Annotated in this window: 17 protein-coding genes; 11 read left to right on the top strand and 6 right to left on the bottom strand. The window is 72.1% G+C overall.

Annotation, left to right across the window (positions count from 1 at the left end):
* Positions 1 to 625: 625 nt before the first annotated feature.
* Both ACZ7MX_RS26600 and ACZ7MX_RS26595 read right to left on the bottom strand, forming a co-directional pair.
* Positions 626 to 1,810, bottom strand: a complete 1,185-nt coding sequence (locus ACZ7MX_RS26600; RefSeq protein WP_472135764.1) for an S-adenosylmethionine:tRNA ribosyltransferase-isomerase — start codon at positions 1,808 to 1,810, stop codon at positions 626 to 628.
* Positions 1,807 to 2,664, bottom strand: a complete 858-nt coding sequence (locus ACZ7MX_RS26595; protein WP_472135763.1) for an SDR family NAD(P)-dependent oxidoreductase — start codon at positions 2,662 to 2,664, stop codon at positions 1,807 to 1,809. The genes ACZ7MX_RS26600 and ACZ7MX_RS26595 overlap by 4 nt, the downstream gene beginning before the upstream one ends.
* Positions 2,665 to 2,850: 186 nt before the next feature.
* Between ACZ7MX_RS26595 and ACZ7MX_RS26590 the strand changes: the two genes are divergently transcribed.
* From ACZ7MX_RS26590 to ACZ7MX_RS26565, 6 genes are all read left to right on the top strand, one after another.
* Positions 2,851 to 3,996 (top strand): GAF domain-containing sensor histidine kinase, encoded by a 1,146-nt coding sequence (locus tag ACZ7MX_RS26590; protein ID WP_030411666.1) that lies wholly within the window; start codon positions 2,851 to 2,853, stop codon positions 3,994 to 3,996.
* Positions 3,989 to 4,636, top strand: a complete 648-nt coding sequence (locus ACZ7MX_RS26585) for a response regulator (RefSeq protein WP_472135762.1) — start codon at positions 3,989 to 3,991, stop codon at positions 4,634 to 4,636. The genes ACZ7MX_RS26590 and ACZ7MX_RS26585 overlap by 8 nt, the downstream gene beginning before the upstream one ends.
* A gap of 220 nt (positions 4,637 to 4,856) precedes the next feature.
* The gene (locus tag ACZ7MX_RS26580; RefSeq protein WP_472135761.1) at positions 4,857 to 5,099 is read left to right on the top strand and encodes a chaplin; all 243 of its coding nucleotides are present in this window, start codon (positions 4,857 to 4,859) and stop codon (positions 5,097 to 5,099) included.
* A gap of 160 nt (positions 5,100 to 5,259) precedes the next feature.
* Positions 5,260 to 5,502, top strand: coding sequence for a chaplin (locus ACZ7MX_RS26575; protein WP_472135760.1), 243 nt, complete (start codon positions 5,260 to 5,262; stop codon positions 5,500 to 5,502).
* 100 nt (positions 5,503 to 5,602) lie between these two features.
* The gene (locus tag ACZ7MX_RS26570; protein ID WP_472135759.1) at positions 5,603 to 5,848 is read left to right on the top strand and encodes a chaplin family protein; all 246 of its coding nucleotides are present in this window, start codon (positions 5,603 to 5,605) and stop codon (positions 5,846 to 5,848) included.
* A gap of 62 nt (positions 5,849 to 5,910) precedes the next feature.
* Positions 5,911 to 6,156 (top strand): chaplin, encoded by a 246-nt coding sequence (locus ACZ7MX_RS26565; protein ID WP_472135758.1) that lies wholly within the window; start codon positions 5,911 to 5,913, stop codon positions 6,154 to 6,156.
* Between the two features lie 118 nt (positions 6,157 to 6,274).
* On the opposite strand, the gene ACZ7MX_RS26560 is transcribed toward ACZ7MX_RS26565, so the two are convergent.
* On the bottom strand, positions 6,275 to 7,090 hold the full coding sequence (locus tag ACZ7MX_RS26560) for a hypothetical protein (RefSeq protein ID WP_472135757.1): 816 nt from the start codon (positions 7,088 to 7,090) through the stop codon (positions 6,275 to 6,277).
* A 108-nt stretch (positions 7,091 to 7,198) separates the two neighbouring features.
* On the opposite strand from ACZ7MX_RS26560, the gene ACZ7MX_RS26555 reads away from it, so the two are divergent.
* From ACZ7MX_RS26555 to ACZ7MX_RS26540, 4 genes are all read left to right on the top strand, one after another.
* A complete protein-coding gene (locus ACZ7MX_RS26555) occupies positions 7,199 to 7,990 on the top strand; it encodes an ABC transporter ATP-binding protein (RefSeq protein WP_393571914.1) in 792 nt (263 codons plus the stop codon).
* A gap of 86 nt (positions 7,991 to 8,076) precedes the next feature.
* Positions 8,077 to 8,490: an NfeD family protein gene (locus ACZ7MX_RS26550; RefSeq protein WP_472135996.1), complete on the top strand. Its 414-nt coding sequence runs from the start codon at positions 8,077 to 8,079 to the stop codon at positions 8,488 to 8,490.
* A 101-nt stretch (positions 8,491 to 8,591) separates the two neighbouring features.
* On the top strand, positions 8,592 to 9,533 hold the full coding sequence (locus tag ACZ7MX_RS26545; RefSeq protein WP_472135756.1) for an SPFH domain-containing protein: 942 nt from the start codon (positions 8,592 to 8,594) through the stop codon (positions 9,531 to 9,533).
* Positions 9,534 to 9,609: 76 nt separating this feature from the next.
* The gene (locus ACZ7MX_RS26540) at positions 9,610 to 10,377 is read left to right on the top strand and encodes a sulfite exporter TauE/SafE family protein (protein WP_472135755.1); all 768 of its coding nucleotides are present in this window, start codon (positions 9,610 to 9,612) and stop codon (positions 10,375 to 10,377) included.
* A 35-nt stretch (positions 10,378 to 10,412) separates the two neighbouring features.
* Here the strand turns inward: ACZ7MX_RS26540 and ACZ7MX_RS26535 are convergent, their stop codons facing one another.
* From ACZ7MX_RS26535 to ACZ7MX_RS26525, 3 genes are all read right to left on the bottom strand, one after another.
* Positions 10,413 to 10,916 (bottom strand): HNH endonuclease, encoded by a 504-nt coding sequence (locus ACZ7MX_RS26535; protein WP_472135754.1) that lies wholly within the window; start codon positions 10,914 to 10,916, stop codon positions 10,413 to 10,415.
* A 412-nt stretch (positions 10,917 to 11,328) separates the two neighbouring features.
* A complete protein-coding gene (locus ACZ7MX_RS26530; protein WP_472135753.1) occupies positions 11,329 to 11,868 on the bottom strand; it encodes a YbhB/YbcL family Raf kinase inhibitor-like protein in 540 nt (179 codons plus the stop codon).
* Positions 11,869 to 11,909: 41 nt separating this feature from the next.
* Complete coding sequence (locus ACZ7MX_RS26525; RefSeq protein WP_472135752.1) at positions 11,910 to 12,692, bottom strand: sporulation protein; 783 nt, start codon at positions 12,690 to 12,692, stop codon at positions 11,910 to 11,912.
* Between the two features lie 162 nt (positions 12,693 to 12,854).
* Here ACZ7MX_RS26525 and ACZ7MX_RS26520 point away from each other — a divergent pair, with 162 nt between their 5' ends.
* The gene (locus ACZ7MX_RS26520) at positions 12,855 to 13,505 is read left to right on the top strand and encodes a DNA-3-methyladenine glycosylase (RefSeq protein ID WP_472135751.1); all 651 of its coding nucleotides are present in this window, start codon (positions 12,855 to 12,857) and stop codon (positions 13,503 to 13,505) included.
* Positions 13,506 to 13,996 lie beyond the last annotated feature (491 nt).

Below are 13,996 nucleotides of genomic sequence, written 5' to 3'. Positions count from 1 at the left end.
GGCCAACGCCGAGTTCTGACCACGGCGCCGAGCGACGGGAGCCATTCTTAGCGGCCGAAAATTGCCCCGGCAAAGGTGTGACGTACGACCCGCCTTAGTGGAACCAGTGGCAGGAATATCGCATCCGGAATGGACAAATCCCTGGTCAGGTGCGATTTCCCCGGCCACTAAGCCGGGTCGTAAGTGATTTACGCCCTATTGGCGGCGTCACAGCCCGAAGGGGAAGGTCTCGCCAGGAGTAATTGCAAACGCACAGCCCGTATGCGCTCCCTCTCGACCAGTGCCTGATCCAGGCTCTTCCGTATCAAATCGGGCACTTTGCACTCCGGTGCCGGGTGACCCACCGGGAGCACCGCGAACGCCATCTCGCTCGCCGGCCGCCCCAGCATCACCGGCGGGAACCGCGTCGGCCCGGGCGTGTGCACCGGCGCCGGCCACTGAGGGGCCCGGACGGGCGGTCGCCGCCCAGGCGAGCGCGTCCTCCACCGCCTGCTCCGGCACCGGGTCGGCGGCGACCCGTCGGACCGTGCGCCGCCGGCCCGTCCGCTCCCGCAGCGCGGCGGCCCGGGCCGGCGACCCGGCCGCGGGCATCCGCGCGGGCCGGTACGGCACCGGCCGGCAGGGCTCACCGTGGGGCGGCGTCCCGTTCCTCGTGGAGTGCGCCATGTGCCGGGTCCCCGACCCGGTCCGGCAGCAGCAGATGCAGATCCCCGAATTCGTGCCACAGGTAGCGCCGCTCCACCGCCGCCTCGTAGGCCCGCTCCAGTGCGGCCCGGTCCGCCGTCGCCGACGCCACCGCCCGCAGCATCAGCAGATGGGAGGCGGTCGGCTCGTGCAGCCCGGTGAGCAGACCGTCCACCGCCCGCACCCCGCGCTCCGGCGTCACCACCAGGTCCGTCCACCCGGCCGCGGCCCGCACCCGCCCGTCCGCACCGGTCGCCGACTCCAGCGCCCGTACGGCCGTCGTGCCCACCGCGACGATCCGGCCGCCGGCGGCCCTCGGCGCCGCCCTGCGGCGGGCCCGTGCGGCGTTCACCAGCCACGCCGTCGCCGCCGGCACCGCGAAGCGCTCCGGGTACGGCGGCTCGAACGCCTCCGCCGACGCCACCCCCGTGTGCAGCGAGATCGGCGCGAACTGCACCCCGCGGCTCACCAGCCGCGCCACCAGCTCCGCGGTGAACGGCCGGGCCGCGCTCGGCATCTCCGCACTGCCGGCGCCGGGGGAGTCCACCGCGAACACCGTCCGGTACGCGGTCAGCGGCTGGTCCCGGTCGGTGTAGCCGTACCGGATCGGCCGCCCGTGCCGCCGCAACAGCTCCGGCACCCGCAGCCCGGCCGGCCGCGCCCACCACAGCCGGACGCCTCCCGGGTCCACCGGCGCCTCCAGCGTCAGCCGCGCGCCGCCGGGCAGCCGCACCACCGTGCCGGGCGGACCGCCGGCCCGCGGCAGGGTGCTGCCCCGGCCGTCCGGGCTGCGCAGCTCCACCGCCCAGCAGCCGGCCACCGCGCGGCCCGCCGGATGCCACCGGTCGGCCCTGGTCGAGAAGTGCACCACCACCGGCTCGCCGCGGCCCCGGCCGTCCCCGGTCCGGCCGTCCACCGCCGCCGGCAGCGTCCGTGAGGTGTTCACCACCAGCACGTCCCCGGCCCCGAGCAGCTCCGGCAGCTCCCGGAAGACGTGATGGGACGGCTCCCGCGTCCCCCGGCTCACCAGCAGCCGTACGTCGTCCCGCCCGAGCCCCGGGCCGCGCTGCTCGGCCGGCACCCGTGCCGACAGTTCCGCCGGGACCCGCAGCGCCCCGGCGATCACCGGGACCCCGCCCCGCCGGACGCACCGGTGCCGGCCGGGCGGAGCAGCTCCGCCGCCGTGTACCGGCCGCTGGGGGCCGCGCCGTCCAGCAGCCGCAGCAGCGCCGGGACGACCGTCTCCGGCAGCGGCCGGTCCGCGTCGTCGTCCGGGACCGCCGCCGCGTACAGATCCGTCCGCATGTCCCCGGGGTCGACCCACCAGACCCGCAGCCCCGGCTCCTCCACCGCGAGCACCGCCGACTGCTGGTCCAGCGCCGCCTTGGCCGCTCCGTAGCCGCCCCACGTCGGGTACGCCTCGACGGCCGCGTCCGAGCTGATGCTGAGGACCGCACCGCCCGACTGCCTTCCCGGCACCACATCCGACCCGCCATAATAGGGCGAAACGGACATATCTCTATCATCCGCTCCCCTTATATAAGGGGCATGCTCCCCATAAAGGGAATCAGCCTCATACGATTCCCAATAGGATGAGCTATGCAAAAGCGGCAAAGCCGTCTGAATCATTCCCAGTGGTGCCACCACATTCACCTCCAGCGCCCGCCGCAACCCCTCCAGCGGCAGGTCCGCCAGCCGCACCAGCGGCTCGGCCCCCAGCGCGCTCGCGTTGTTCACCAGCAGATCCAGCCCGCCCAGCTCCCCGGCCGCGCTCACCAGCGCCGCCCGGTGCCCGGCGTCCGCCACGTCCCCCGGCAGCGCCACCACCCGGGCCCCCGCCCCGGCCAGCGCCCGCGCCGCCTCCTCCAGCGGCCCGGCGGACCGCGCATCCACCACCAGGTCCCAGCCCCGTACGGCCAGCGCCCCGGCGAGTGCCCGGCCCAATCCCTTCGACGCCCCCGTGATGATCGCCACCGGCATGATCGCGTCCCCTTCCGCCCGGACCGGCCACCCCGGCCCGCGCCCTCACCGTAGGAACGCCGCCACCCGCCGGGCGTCGGCCGCCGGACCGGCCCCGGCCAGGGCATTCGGCCTAGGACGGTGGTCCCGGTCGCCGGACGGCGCAGGACCGATACGGGCCGTCCACCCCGCCGGTACGGTGAAGCCATGACCAACGGACCGGGAGCCGGGATCCCCGCGGTGAGCACCGCGATCCTGGCCATGAGCAGGCATCTTGAGGTGCGCGATGTCCTCAAGACGATCGTGGCCTCGGCCCGCGAACTGCTGGACGCCGAGTACGCCGCCCTCGGAGTGCCCGACGACCACGGCGGCTTCGCCCAGTTCGTCGTCGACGGCGTCAGCGCCGAGCAGTGGAAGGCCATCGGCCCCCTGCCCCGCCAGCACGGCATCCTCGCCGCGATGCTGCACAACGCCACCCCCGAACGGCTCGCCGACGTCCGCCAGGACCCCCGCTTCGGCGGCTGGCCCTCGGCCCACCCGGACATGCGGGACTTCCTCGGTCTGCCGGTCGCCGACGGCGACGAGATCCTCGGCGCCCTCTTCCTGGCCAACAAGCGCTGCCCCAAACCGGACGGCGGATGCGGCTTCACCGAGGACGACGAGCGCCTCCTCGGCATACTCGCCCAGCACGCCGCCATCGCCCTGACCAACGCCCGCCTCTACGAGCGCAGCCGCGAGCTGACCATCGCGGGGGAGCGGGCCCGGCTCGCCCACGAACTGCACGACGCGGTGTCCCAGAAGCTGTTCTCGCTCCGGCTCACCGCCCAGGCCGCCACCGCCCTCGTCGACCGCGACCCGGTCCGCGCCAAGGACGAACTCCACCAGGTCGCCGCGCTCGCCGCCGAGGCCGCCGACGAACTCCGCGCCGCCGTCGTCGAGTTGCGGCCCGCCGCCCTGGACGAGGACGGCCTGGTCGCCACCCTGCGCTCCCAGACCCAGGTCCTCGACCGCGCCCACTCCGCCCACGTCACCTTCGCCGCCCACGGCGTCCGCGCGCTGCCCGCCGCCCAGGAGGAGGCCATGCTCCGGGTCGCCCAGGAGGCGCTGCACAACGCCCTGCGGCACTCGGGCGCCGAGCACGTCGAGGTCACCCTCTCCCGCGCCGGCCAGGGCGCGCTGCTGCGGATCGCCGACGACGGCTGCGGCTTCGACCCCGGCACGGTCCGCCGGGCCGGCCGCCACCTCGGACTGGTCTCGATGCACGACCGCGCCGGCGGCGTCGGCGGAACGCTCACCGTGCAGTCGGAGCCCGGCAAGGGCACCGCTGTCGAGATGGAGGTGCCCGGTGGCTGACACCCGACCGATCCACGTCCTGCTCGTCGACGACCACCAGGTCGTCCGCCGCGGGTTGCGCACGTTCCTGGAGGTCCAGGACGACATCGAGGTGGTGGGCGAGGCCGCCGACGGGGCCGAGGGCATCGCCGCCGCCGAGCAACTCCGCCCGGACATCGTCCTGATGGACATCAAGATGCCCGGCATGGACGGCATCGAGGCACTCCGCAAGCTCCGCGAACTGGACAACCCCGCCCGGGTGCTGGTCGTCACCAGCTTCACCGAACAGCGCACCGTCATCCCGGCCCTGCGCGCCGGAGCGGCCGGCTACGTCTACAAGGACATCGACCCCGAGGCACTGGCCGCCGCCATCCGCTCCGTGCACGCCGGCCACGTCCTGCTGCAGCCCGAGGTGGCCGGCGCGCTGCTCTCCCAGGAGGACGGCAACGGCGGCCAGGGACGCGGGACCTCCCTCACCGACCGCGAGAGCGAGGTCCTCGGCCTGATCGCGGACGGCCGCTCCAACCGCGAGATCGCCCGTGCCCTGGTGCTCTCCGAGAAGACCGTCAAGACCCATGTCTCCAACATCCTCATGAAGCTCGACCTCGCCGACCGGACCCAGGCGGCACTCTGGGCCGTACGGCACGGAATCGGGGCCTGACCAGGCGCGGAAGCCGCCACGACCGGGCCGGCGGCGGTGCCGGCCCGCGGTCGGACGGCCCTTCGGTACGACAATGCGTCAACCCGAACGTCGCCTGCCGGTCCGAGATTCATACTGTCGTGTAGCCGTAGCCCGTTCGGCGTATCCCTCCTTGTGCCGGGCCGTTGTCCAGAGCAGCCGTGACGGCTGGTCACGGCAACGGCAATGAGGAGCAAGAGAAGTGAAGAACATCAAGCGGGCAGCGGCCGTCACGATGATGGCGAGCGGTCTCGCCCTCGCCGGCGCCGGCATCGCCTCTGCCCACACCCCGCAGGCGCAGGGCGCCGCCGTGCAGTCCCCGGGCATCGGCTCGGGCAACCTCGTCCAGGCCCCGGTCCACGTCCCCGTGAACGCCTGCGGCAACACCATCTCGGTCGTCGGCCTGCTCAACCCCAGCTTCGGCGACCCCTGCCTCAACTTCTGAGCGCTGTGCGCGCGGCCCGCGTGACGATCCCGTCCGCGCGGGCCCGCTCCGGACCGGCCCCCTCACCGCCGTGAGCGCGCGGCCGGTCCGCCTCCCCACCCGTCATCCCCATCAGTGCTGTTCACCGGCCCTGTGCCCCCTCACCGGAGGAATCCCCCGCATGAACACCGCCAAGAAGGCCGCCCTGGTCCTCGCCGGTACCGCCCTCGGCCTGGGTGCCGCCGCCGGCTCCGCGTTCGCCCACGACGCGCACGCGAACGGCGAGGCCAAGAACTCCCCGGGCGTCGTCTCCGGCAACCTCGTCCAGGCCCCGGTGCACGTCCCCGTGAACGCCTGCGGCAACACCATCTCCGTCGTCGGCGTCCTCAACCCGACCTTCGGGGCCGTCTGCGACAACGTCTGACCGACGCCGCGCCGGCCCCCGCCGGCCGCGCGGAAGCCGTCCTCACCCGCTGTTTCTTTGCCTCTTCCCACCACTTCCCACCACGCAGGGACCACATTTCATGAACACCGCCAAGAAGGCCGCCCTCGTCGTCGCCGGCACCGCCCTCGGCCTGGGTGCCGCCGCCGGCTCCGCCTTCGCCACCGACGGCGCGCAGGCCGCCGGTTGCACCACCACTTCTCCCGGCGTCCTCTCCGGCAACCTCGTCCAGGCGCCCGTGACCGTGCCGGTGAACGTCAACGGCAACAGCGTCAACGTCGTCGGCGTGCTCAACCCCGCGTTCGGCAACCGCAGCACCAACTTCTGAGCCGCCCGCAGCCGAAACCGTCATTGCGGTCCCGTGCCACCACGCAAGGAACTCACCTCACCATGAACACCGCCAAGAAGGCCGCCCTCGTCCTCGCCACCACCGGCCTCGCCCTGACCGCCGCGGCCGGCTCCGCCTTCGCCGCCGGCGGCGCCCAGGCCGACGGCAGGGCGACGGTCTCCCCGGGCATCGGCTCGGGCAACCTCGCCCAGGTGCCCGTGCACGTCCCGGTGAACGCCACCGGCAACAGCGCCAACGTCATCGGCGCGCTCAACCCCACGTTCGACAACACGACCTCGAACGGCTGAGGTTGACCGATCCGGGGTGAACGGCTCACCCGGCCCGGGCTGTTCGGCCCGTCTCGGCAACGGCCCCGTCGTCGACCACACCAAGGTCCGGCGGGGCCCGCCCCTTTTCCTCCCCTCGTCAGCCGCCGCGCCGCTCCCGCTCCTCCACCGCGGAGTTGTACGCCGCGACCTGCGCCCGGCGGGCCGTACGCTCCACCGGACGCAGCGCCTCCGCGCGCGCCGCCATCTCCGACGCGCTCACCGCCGCGCCGTGCTCCGTACCGTCCCCGCCGGCCGCACGCGCGATGTCGACCAGCGCCCCGACCCGCTGCGCCAGCTCCAACACGCGCACCGCCCGCGGCGGATACCCCGGGGCCAGCACCTGACGGCCCGCCTCCGCCCGCGCCCGGTACGCCGCCAGCGCCGCCTGCGCCACCGGACCCGCCCCGGCCACGTCCAGCTTCGAGAGCACCTCGGTCGCCTCCCGCAGAGCTTCCGCCAGCTCCCGCTCCGCCTCGCCCAGCGACGGCACGTCCGCCGGCGGCGCCTCCCGCACCGGCAGACACCGCCAGACCACCTCGACGTGCACATCGGGCGCCGCCCCGCCCTCCGGACCGGCCTCGTACGTCTCCGGGACCAGGCCCAGCCCGGCGCCGGTGGCGATCACCGCCTCCTCGGCCTCCAGCGCGCGGGCATTGAATTCCGGCGGCCCGCACAGCCCCAGCGGATGGCCGGACACCGGCAGCGCCACCCGCAGCCCGACCGCGCCGAGCGCGCGCAGCCGTCCCAGGGCGAGCGTCAGCCCGACCGGCGCCTCCTCCCCGGGCAGGCCGGCCACGCGGTGCACCGCGTCGTCCTCCGCGATACGGTGCACCGCTTCATCAGGTGAGACAAGTCCGGCCAAAAGGGCATTTCCCCATGCCGCCAGCCGTCCTGAACGAGGTTCCTTGAGCATGGCCCCCAGCCTAGGGAACGGCACTGACAACGAGTGGCGTAGGTTTGCAGGGGGGCTGCGCCTACAGGTGCACGCGACGACCGAGATGCAATGGGAGACAACGCGCTCATGAGCGATGTGCTGGAGCTGGTGGACGTATCCGTGGTCCGCGAAGGACGGGCTCTGGTGGACCAGGTCTCCTGGTCGGTCAAGGAGGGGGAGCGCTGGGTGATCCTCGGCCCCAACGGCGCCGGCAAGACCACCCTGCTGAACGTCGCCTCCAGCTACCTCTTCCCGACCCAGGGCACCGCGTCCATCCTCGGCGAGGAGCTCGGCAAGGTCGACGTCTTCGACCTCCGCCCGCGCATCGGCATCGCCGGCATCGCGCTCGCCGACAAGCTGCCGCGCAGCCAGACCGTGCTCCAGACCGTCCTGACCGCGGCCTACGGCATGACCGCCCACTGGCAGGAGGACTACGAGGACGTCGACGAGCAGCGCGCCCGCGCGTTCCTCGACCGTCTCGGGATGAACGACTACCTCGACCGGAAGTTCGGCACCCTCTCCGAGGGCGAGCGCAAGCGCACCCTGATCGCCCGCGCCATGATGACCGACCCCGAGCTGCTGCTGCTCGACGAGCCGGCCGCCGGCCTCGACCTCGGCGGCCGCGAGGACCTGGTCCGCCGCCTCGGCCGCCTCGCCCGCGACCCGTACGCGCCGTCGATGCTGATGGTCACCCACCACGTCGAGGAGATCGCCCCCGGCTTCACCCACGTCCTGATGATCCGTCAGGGCAAGGTGCTGGCCGCCGGCCCGCTCGAACTGGAGCTGACCTCCCGCAACCTCTCCCACTGCTTCGGCGTCCCCCTGGTCGTCGAGCGGGTCGGCGACCGCTGGACCGCCCAGGGCCTGCCGCTGGCCTGAACGCCCGTTCGCCCGGCCGCCGCTGACCGATCGCGCCCTGTCCCCGGGCCGCCGTACGGATCTACCATGAGTCCGTGGATCCATGGGTGTGGTGGCTGATCGCCGCCGTAGGACTGGGTATTCCTCTCGTCGTGACCGCGATGCCCGAATTCGGGATGCTCGCGGTCGGTGCCGTCGCCGGTGCCGTCACCGCAGCGCTCGGTGGCGGCACCGTCGCGCAGTTCCTCGTGTTCGCCGCCGTCTCCGTCGCGCTGATCGCGGTCGTACGCCCCCTCGCCAACCGCAACCGCCGCCAGAGCCCCCAGCTCGCCTCCGGCATCGACGCCCTCAAGGGGAAGAGCGCCACGGTCCTGGAACGGGTCGACGGTGGCGCCGGCGGCCGCATCAAGCTCGCCGGCGAGATCTGGTCCGCCCGCGCCCTCGACGGCGAACGGATCTACGAGCCGGGCCAGCAGGTCGACGTCGTCGAGATCGACGGCGCCACCGCCGTCGTCATCTGACCCGAACACGCTGCGCGACGAGCCACGACTCTGAAAGACTGATCAACGGCAAGCCGGTCACCGGCCGGCACGGACCAGCAACGAAGGGCACGGGAGCCGCTGTGGAACCGATCATCATCGTCCTGATCATCCTGGTGGTGCTCGTGTTCATCGCACTCATCAAAACGATCCAGGTCATCCCCCAGGCCAGCGCCGCCATCGTCGAACGCTTCGGCCGCTACACCCGCACCCTCAACGCCGGCCTGAACATCGTCGTCCCGTTCATCGACTCGATCCGCAACCGCATCGACCTCCGCGAGCAGGTCGTGCCGTTCCCGCCGCAGCCGGTGATCACCCAGGACAACCTCGTCGTGAACATCGACACCGTCATCTACTACCAGGTGACGGACGCCCGCGCGGCCACATACGAGGTCGCCAGCTACATCCAGGCCATCGAGCAGCTCACCGTCACCACCCTCCGCAACATCATCGGCGGCATGGACCTGGAACGGACCCTGACCTCCCGTGAGGAGATCAACGCGGCCCTGCGCGGCGTCCTCGACGAGGCCACCGGCAAGTGGGGCATCCGCGTCAACCGCGTCGAGCTGAAGGCCATCGAGCCGCCGACCTCCATCCAGGACTCGATGGAGAAGCAGATGCGCGCCGACCGTGACAAGCGCGCCGCGATCCTCCAGGCCGAGGGTGTCCGGCAGTCCCAGATCCTCACCGCCGAAGGTGAGAAGCAGTCCTCGATCCTGCGCGCCGAAGGTGAGGCCAAGGCCGCCGCGCTCCGCGCCGAGGGCGAGGCCCAGGCCATCCGGGTGGTCTTCGAGTCCATCCACGCCGGCGACCCGGACCAGAAGCTGCTCTCCTACCAGTACCTCCAGATGCTCCCGAAGATCGCCGAGGGCGACGCCAACAAGCTCTGGATCGTGCCCAGCGAGATCGGCGACGCCCTCAAGGGCCTCGGCGGCGCCATCGGCAACTTCGCCCCGCCGACCGGCGGCGGCTCCATCCCCAAGCCCAGCACCCCGAAGCACGAGACGCCCCCCATCGACGACTGAGCCCGCCTCTGCCGCCGCCCGCGCCCCTGGTGCATGATCGGGCAGGACCACACCGAGCATGCACGGGGGAGCCAGCATGACCCTCTGGGAAGCCGCCGCCGTCCTCGCCGCGGGAGTCGGCGCCGGCACGATCAACACCATCGTCGGGTCCGGGACCCTGATCACCTTCCCGGTACTGCTCGCCCTCGGACTGCCGCCCGTCACGGCCAACGTCTCCAACACCCTGGGCCTGGTGCCCGGCTCGCTCAGCGGCGCCTTCGGCTACCGCCGCGAACTGTCCGGCCAGCGCCGCCGCCTGCTCCGCTTCGGGCTCGCCGCCCTCCTCGGCGGCCTCGGCGGCGCGATCCTCCTGCTGGCCCTGCCACCGGAGGCGTTCGCCATAGTGGTGCCTGCGCTGATCGCGGTCGCCCTCGTCCTCGTCGTCGCCCAGCCCCGGCTCTCCGCCCGGCTCCGCGCCCGCCGCGCGCGCAGTGGCACCGCCGCCCACCCCGACGGCGGCCCCGTCCTGCTCCTCGGGCTGCTGCTCGCCAGCGTCTACGGCGGCTACTTCGGCGCGGCCCAGGGCGTGCTCTACATGTCCCTCATGGGCCTGCTGCTCGACGAGGACCTCCAGCGCCTCAACGCCCTCAAGAACGTCCTCGTCGGCGGCGTCAACGGCGTCGCGGCGGTCTTCTTCCTCTTCGTCGCCCACTTCGACTGGACCGCGGTCGCCCTGATCGCCGTCGGCTCCACCCTCGGCGGCCTGCTCGGCGCCCGGATCGGCCGACGACTGCCGCCGACCGCCCTGCGCGCGGTCATCGTCCTGGTCGGACTGGCGGCCATCGCCCATCTCCTGCTCAGCTAGCGGGAGTTGGGCCATGGCCGCCGTTCCGGACGGCGCTACGCCGGCAGCGCCAGCCACTCCGGCAGACCGTCCCGCACCGACACTCCCAGCGTCGACAGCAGCGCATCCGCCGGCGTCGGCTCGAACGGCCGCCGCAGCAGCTGCATCCCCGCCTGCTCGGGCGTCCGGTCCGCTTTGCGGTGATTGTCCTCCGCGCACGAAGCGACGGTATTCAGCCAGGTGTCCCCACCACCGTGCGACCGCGGCACGACGTGGTCCACGGTCGTCGCCCGCCGCCCGCAGTACGCGCACCGGTGCTGGTCACGCACCAGCACCCCGCGCCGCGACCACGGCGCCCGTCTTCGGAACGGCACCCGTACGTACCTGCTCAGCCGGATCACCTGCGGCACCGGCAGGTCCACCGAGGCGGCCCGGACGCGCAACCCGGGGTGGGCGTGCTCGACGACCGCCTTGTCCTGCATGACCAGCACCACCGCACGCCGCAGCGACACCGTCGCCAGCGGCTCGAAGCTCGCATTCAGCACCAGCGTCTCGCGCATCCCGTCCACCTCCCGGACCCGCTCCGCCCCCGCGGCGAAGTTGCTCCACTGTGCAGCGGCAGGTATTCCCCGAACAACGCAATTTCCGCATGCCACAAGGGAAATGGCGGACGAGCGCGAGATGAAGACCGGGTGATCCGGCGACGGCACACACAGGAGACCGCACGGGCCGCGACCGGCCGAAAAGAGTGCGCTCCGGGTCCCGCCCCCGTGAAACACGCGGGACCCGGAGCGAACGGCAGCCGACGAGGACGCCCGGACGAATCCAGGCTCCGACAAGCAGCTGGCGACACACCTGCGCCCCGCCGCTCCCGCCACTGCGGTACCGACTGCCCGACGCCCTGATGAGGGGCGGCGGCACAGGTACCACTCTGCGTGCCGGAAGCGCCGGGGCGCAACGGAATTACGGTGCTCAGCCCTTGGCCGGCGCCTCGTACTCGCCGATCAGCTGGGCCCGCCCGATCGCGTGGAACCGCAGGTTGAACCCCACCACCGCGGGCGAGGCGTCCGCGTCGGGCCCGAGCTTCTCCTGGTCCACCGCGTAGACCGTGAACACATAACGGTGCGGACCGTCCCCGGGCGGCGGCGCCGCCCCGCCGAAGTCCCGCGTCCCGTAGTCGTTACGCGCGTGCACGACGCCCTCGGGCAGCCCCTTCATGTCCCCCGAGCCGGCACCGGACGGCAGCTCCGTCACCGACGCCGGGATGTCGAACAGTACCCAGTGCCAGAAGCCGCTGCCCGTCGGCGCGTCCGGGTCGTAGCAGGTGACGGCGTAGCTCTTGGTCCCCGAGGGTGCCCCTTCCCACCGCAGGTGCGGCGAGCGGTTCCCGCCCGAGTGGACCTGCTCCGGCCGCAGCGTCCCGCCCGGCTCCACCTCGTCGCTCACCACGGTGAACGACGCCACCGGCGGATGGAAATCGTGCGGAAGCGGCCGCCGCTTCAGCTCGGACACATGAACCTCCTGGTCGCTCGCTGACACTCTGTCGGGCCAGGTTAGAGCCAGTTCCGCTTACCGCCGACCTCCGCCAGCCACTGGTGGAGATAAGCCGCCCAGTCGGTCCCCTCGAAGTCGTGCAGCCCCACGGTGAACGACCGGTAGGTGTCCGACCCCTCGGAGAACAGCCCCGGCTTCTTGTCCATCTCCAGCACGACGTCCATCTCCCGGTCGTCCGCCACGAAGGACAGCTCGACCTGGTTCAGCCCGCGGTACTGCTGCGGCGCGTAGAACTCGATCTCCTGGTAGAAGGGCAGCTGCTGCCGCGTGCCCCGGATGTGCCCCTGCTCCAGATCCGCCGCCTTGAAACGGAACCCGAGCCGTCCGAACGCGTCCAGGATCGCCTGCTGCGCCGGCACCGGATGCACATTGACCGGGTCCAGATCACCGGAGTCCACCGCCCGCGCGATCGCCAGCTCCGTCGTCACCCCGACGCTCATCCCGCGCAGATGCGTGCCCAGGAACGTGGTGATCGGCGTCTCCCAAGGAATCTCCAGGCCGAACGGCACGGTGTGCGCCGCCCCCGCCTGGACCTCGAAGGCCCCGCCCAGCTGCACCTTCGTGAACTGGATGTCCCTCTTGAACTCCTCGTCGCCGCTCTCCACCTCGACCCGCGCCTGCAGACCGACCGACAGCCCCTGGATCTCCTGGGCCACCGACCCGCCCTGGATCCGCACCTCGCCCTGCACCACTCCGCCCGGGACGACGTTCTCCTCGAAGAGCACCGTTTCCACCGACGCACCCCCGGCCCCCAGGCTCGCCAGCAGCTTCTTGAATCCCATGCTCGTCCTCCCCAGGCACAGCGCCTGTGCTCCATTACGACCTGCGGGTCGCTACCTACGAAAGCGAACCGGCACGGGCCGGTTCCACGGCCCACACCTTCCCAACCCCGCCGCCCCCCTGGCCAGCCGGCACCCCTGAGGCCTCCACTACCCTCGATCCGCATGACCGACGTACCGGAACGAATGCCGCTCAACCGCGACTTCTTCGACCGCCCCGTCGTGGACGTGGCCCCCGACCTGCTGGGCCGCACCCTCGTACGCCACACCCCCGACGGCCCGATCGAACTCCGGCTGACCGAGGTGGAGGCGTACGACGGCGAGGGCGACCCCGGCTCCCACGCCTACCGGGGCCGCACCGAACGCAACGCCGCGATGTTCGGCCCGCCCGGCCATGCCTACGTCTACTTCATCTACGGCATGTGGTTCAGCCTCAACGCGGTCTGCGGCCCCGAGGGCCGGGCGAGCGGCGTCCTGCTGCGCGCCGGCGAGATCCTCAGCGGCGCGCACCTGGCCGCCGCCCGCCGCCCCAAGGCCCGCAGCGCCCACGAGCTGGCCAAGGGCCCGGCCCGCCTGGCCACCGCCCTCGACATCGACCGCACCCTCGACGGCACCGACCTCTGCCGCGGCGGCGACGCCCCCCTGACCCTGCTCCACGGCACCCCGCCCACCCCCGACCGGGTGTGCAACGGCCCCCGCACGGGAGTGGGCGGAGACGGCGCCCACCACCCCTGGCGCTACTGGATCGACGGTGACCCGACGGTCAGCCCCTACCGCCGTCATGTGCCCCGCCGCCGCGCCACCTCGGCTACTTGACTCTGCTTGCGCCACCGCCTAACGTAGCCCGAGCCGCTGGAGACGGACAGCGCCTTCTGCGCCCTCCGCCAGGCGGCACAACCCAACTACTTCGCACGATTCCCTGACGGGATCGGCTTTCGCGTTGTCGAAAATCGATCCGGCCGACTCGATTATGAGTCGCGAAGGAAATTAGCTAAAGTGGTGACACGCCGAGGGGCCGCCGGAAAGGCACCCCGAAGCACTCCGATGAAATCGGAAGCCGGAATCGAAAGAGAACCGGATCTGATAAAGTCGGAAACCGCGAAGAAGCCGAAAGGCCGAAACGCACCGGCGAAAATCGGAGCCGCAAGGATCTGATAGAGTCGGAAACGCAAGACCGAAGGGAAGCGCCCGGAGAGCCTGGTGAAACAGGCACAAAGGAAGCGTCCGTTCCTTGAGAACTCAACAGCGTGCCAAAAGTCAACGCCAGATATGTTGATACCCCGTCTACCGGACCGGATGGTCTGGTG

Source organism: Streptomyces sp. NPDC107765 (assembly GCF_055657085.1).
Note: the sequence above shows the minus strand (reverse complement) of the source record. Positions and strands in the feature narration are given on the sequence as shown.

Excerpts from the sequence above, each read along its gene's own strand:
- ACZ7MX_RS26560 (WP_472135757.1), bottom strand. The coding sequence starts at position 7,090 with ATGCTCAAGGAACCTCGTTCAGGACGGCTGGCGGCATGGGGAAATGCC.
- ACZ7MX_RS26590 (WP_030411666.1), top strand. The coding sequence starts at position 2,851 with ATGACCAACGGACCGGGAGCCGGGATCCCCGCGGTGAGCACCGCGATC.
- ACZ7MX_RS26555 (WP_393571914.1), top strand. The coding sequence starts at position 7,199 with ATGAGCGATGTGCTGGAGCTGGTGGACGTATCCGTGGTCCGCGAAGGA.
- ACZ7MX_RS26565 (WP_472135758.1), top strand. The coding sequence starts at position 5,911 with ATGAACACCGCCAAGAAGGCCGCCCTCGTCCTCGCCACCACCGGCCTC.
- ACZ7MX_RS26525 (WP_472135752.1), bottom strand. The coding sequence starts at position 12,692 with ATGGGATTCAAGAAGCTGCTGGCGAGCCTGGGGGCCGGGGGTGCGTCG.
- ACZ7MX_RS26570 (WP_472135759.1), top strand. The coding sequence starts at position 5,603 with ATGAACACCGCCAAGAAGGCCGCCCTCGTCGTCGCCGGCACCGCCCTC.
- ACZ7MX_RS26535 (WP_472135754.1), bottom strand. The coding sequence starts at position 10,916 with ATGCGCGAGACGCTGGTGCTGAATGCGAGCTTCGAGCCGCTGGCGACG.
- ACZ7MX_RS26540 (WP_472135755.1), top strand. The coding sequence starts at position 9,610 with ATGACCCTCTGGGAAGCCGCCGCCGTCCTCGCCGCGGGAGTCGGCGCC.
- ACZ7MX_RS26595 (WP_472135763.1), bottom strand. The coding sequence starts at position 2,664 with ATGCCGGTGGCGATCATCACGGGGGCGTCGAAGGGATTGGGCCGGGCA.
- ACZ7MX_RS26520 (WP_472135751.1), top strand. The coding sequence starts at position 12,855 with ATGACCGACGTACCGGAACGAATGCCGCTCAACCGCGACTTCTTCGAC.
- ACZ7MX_RS26575 (WP_472135760.1), top strand. The coding sequence starts at position 5,260 with ATGAACACCGCCAAGAAGGCCGCCCTGGTCCTCGCCGGTACCGCCCTC.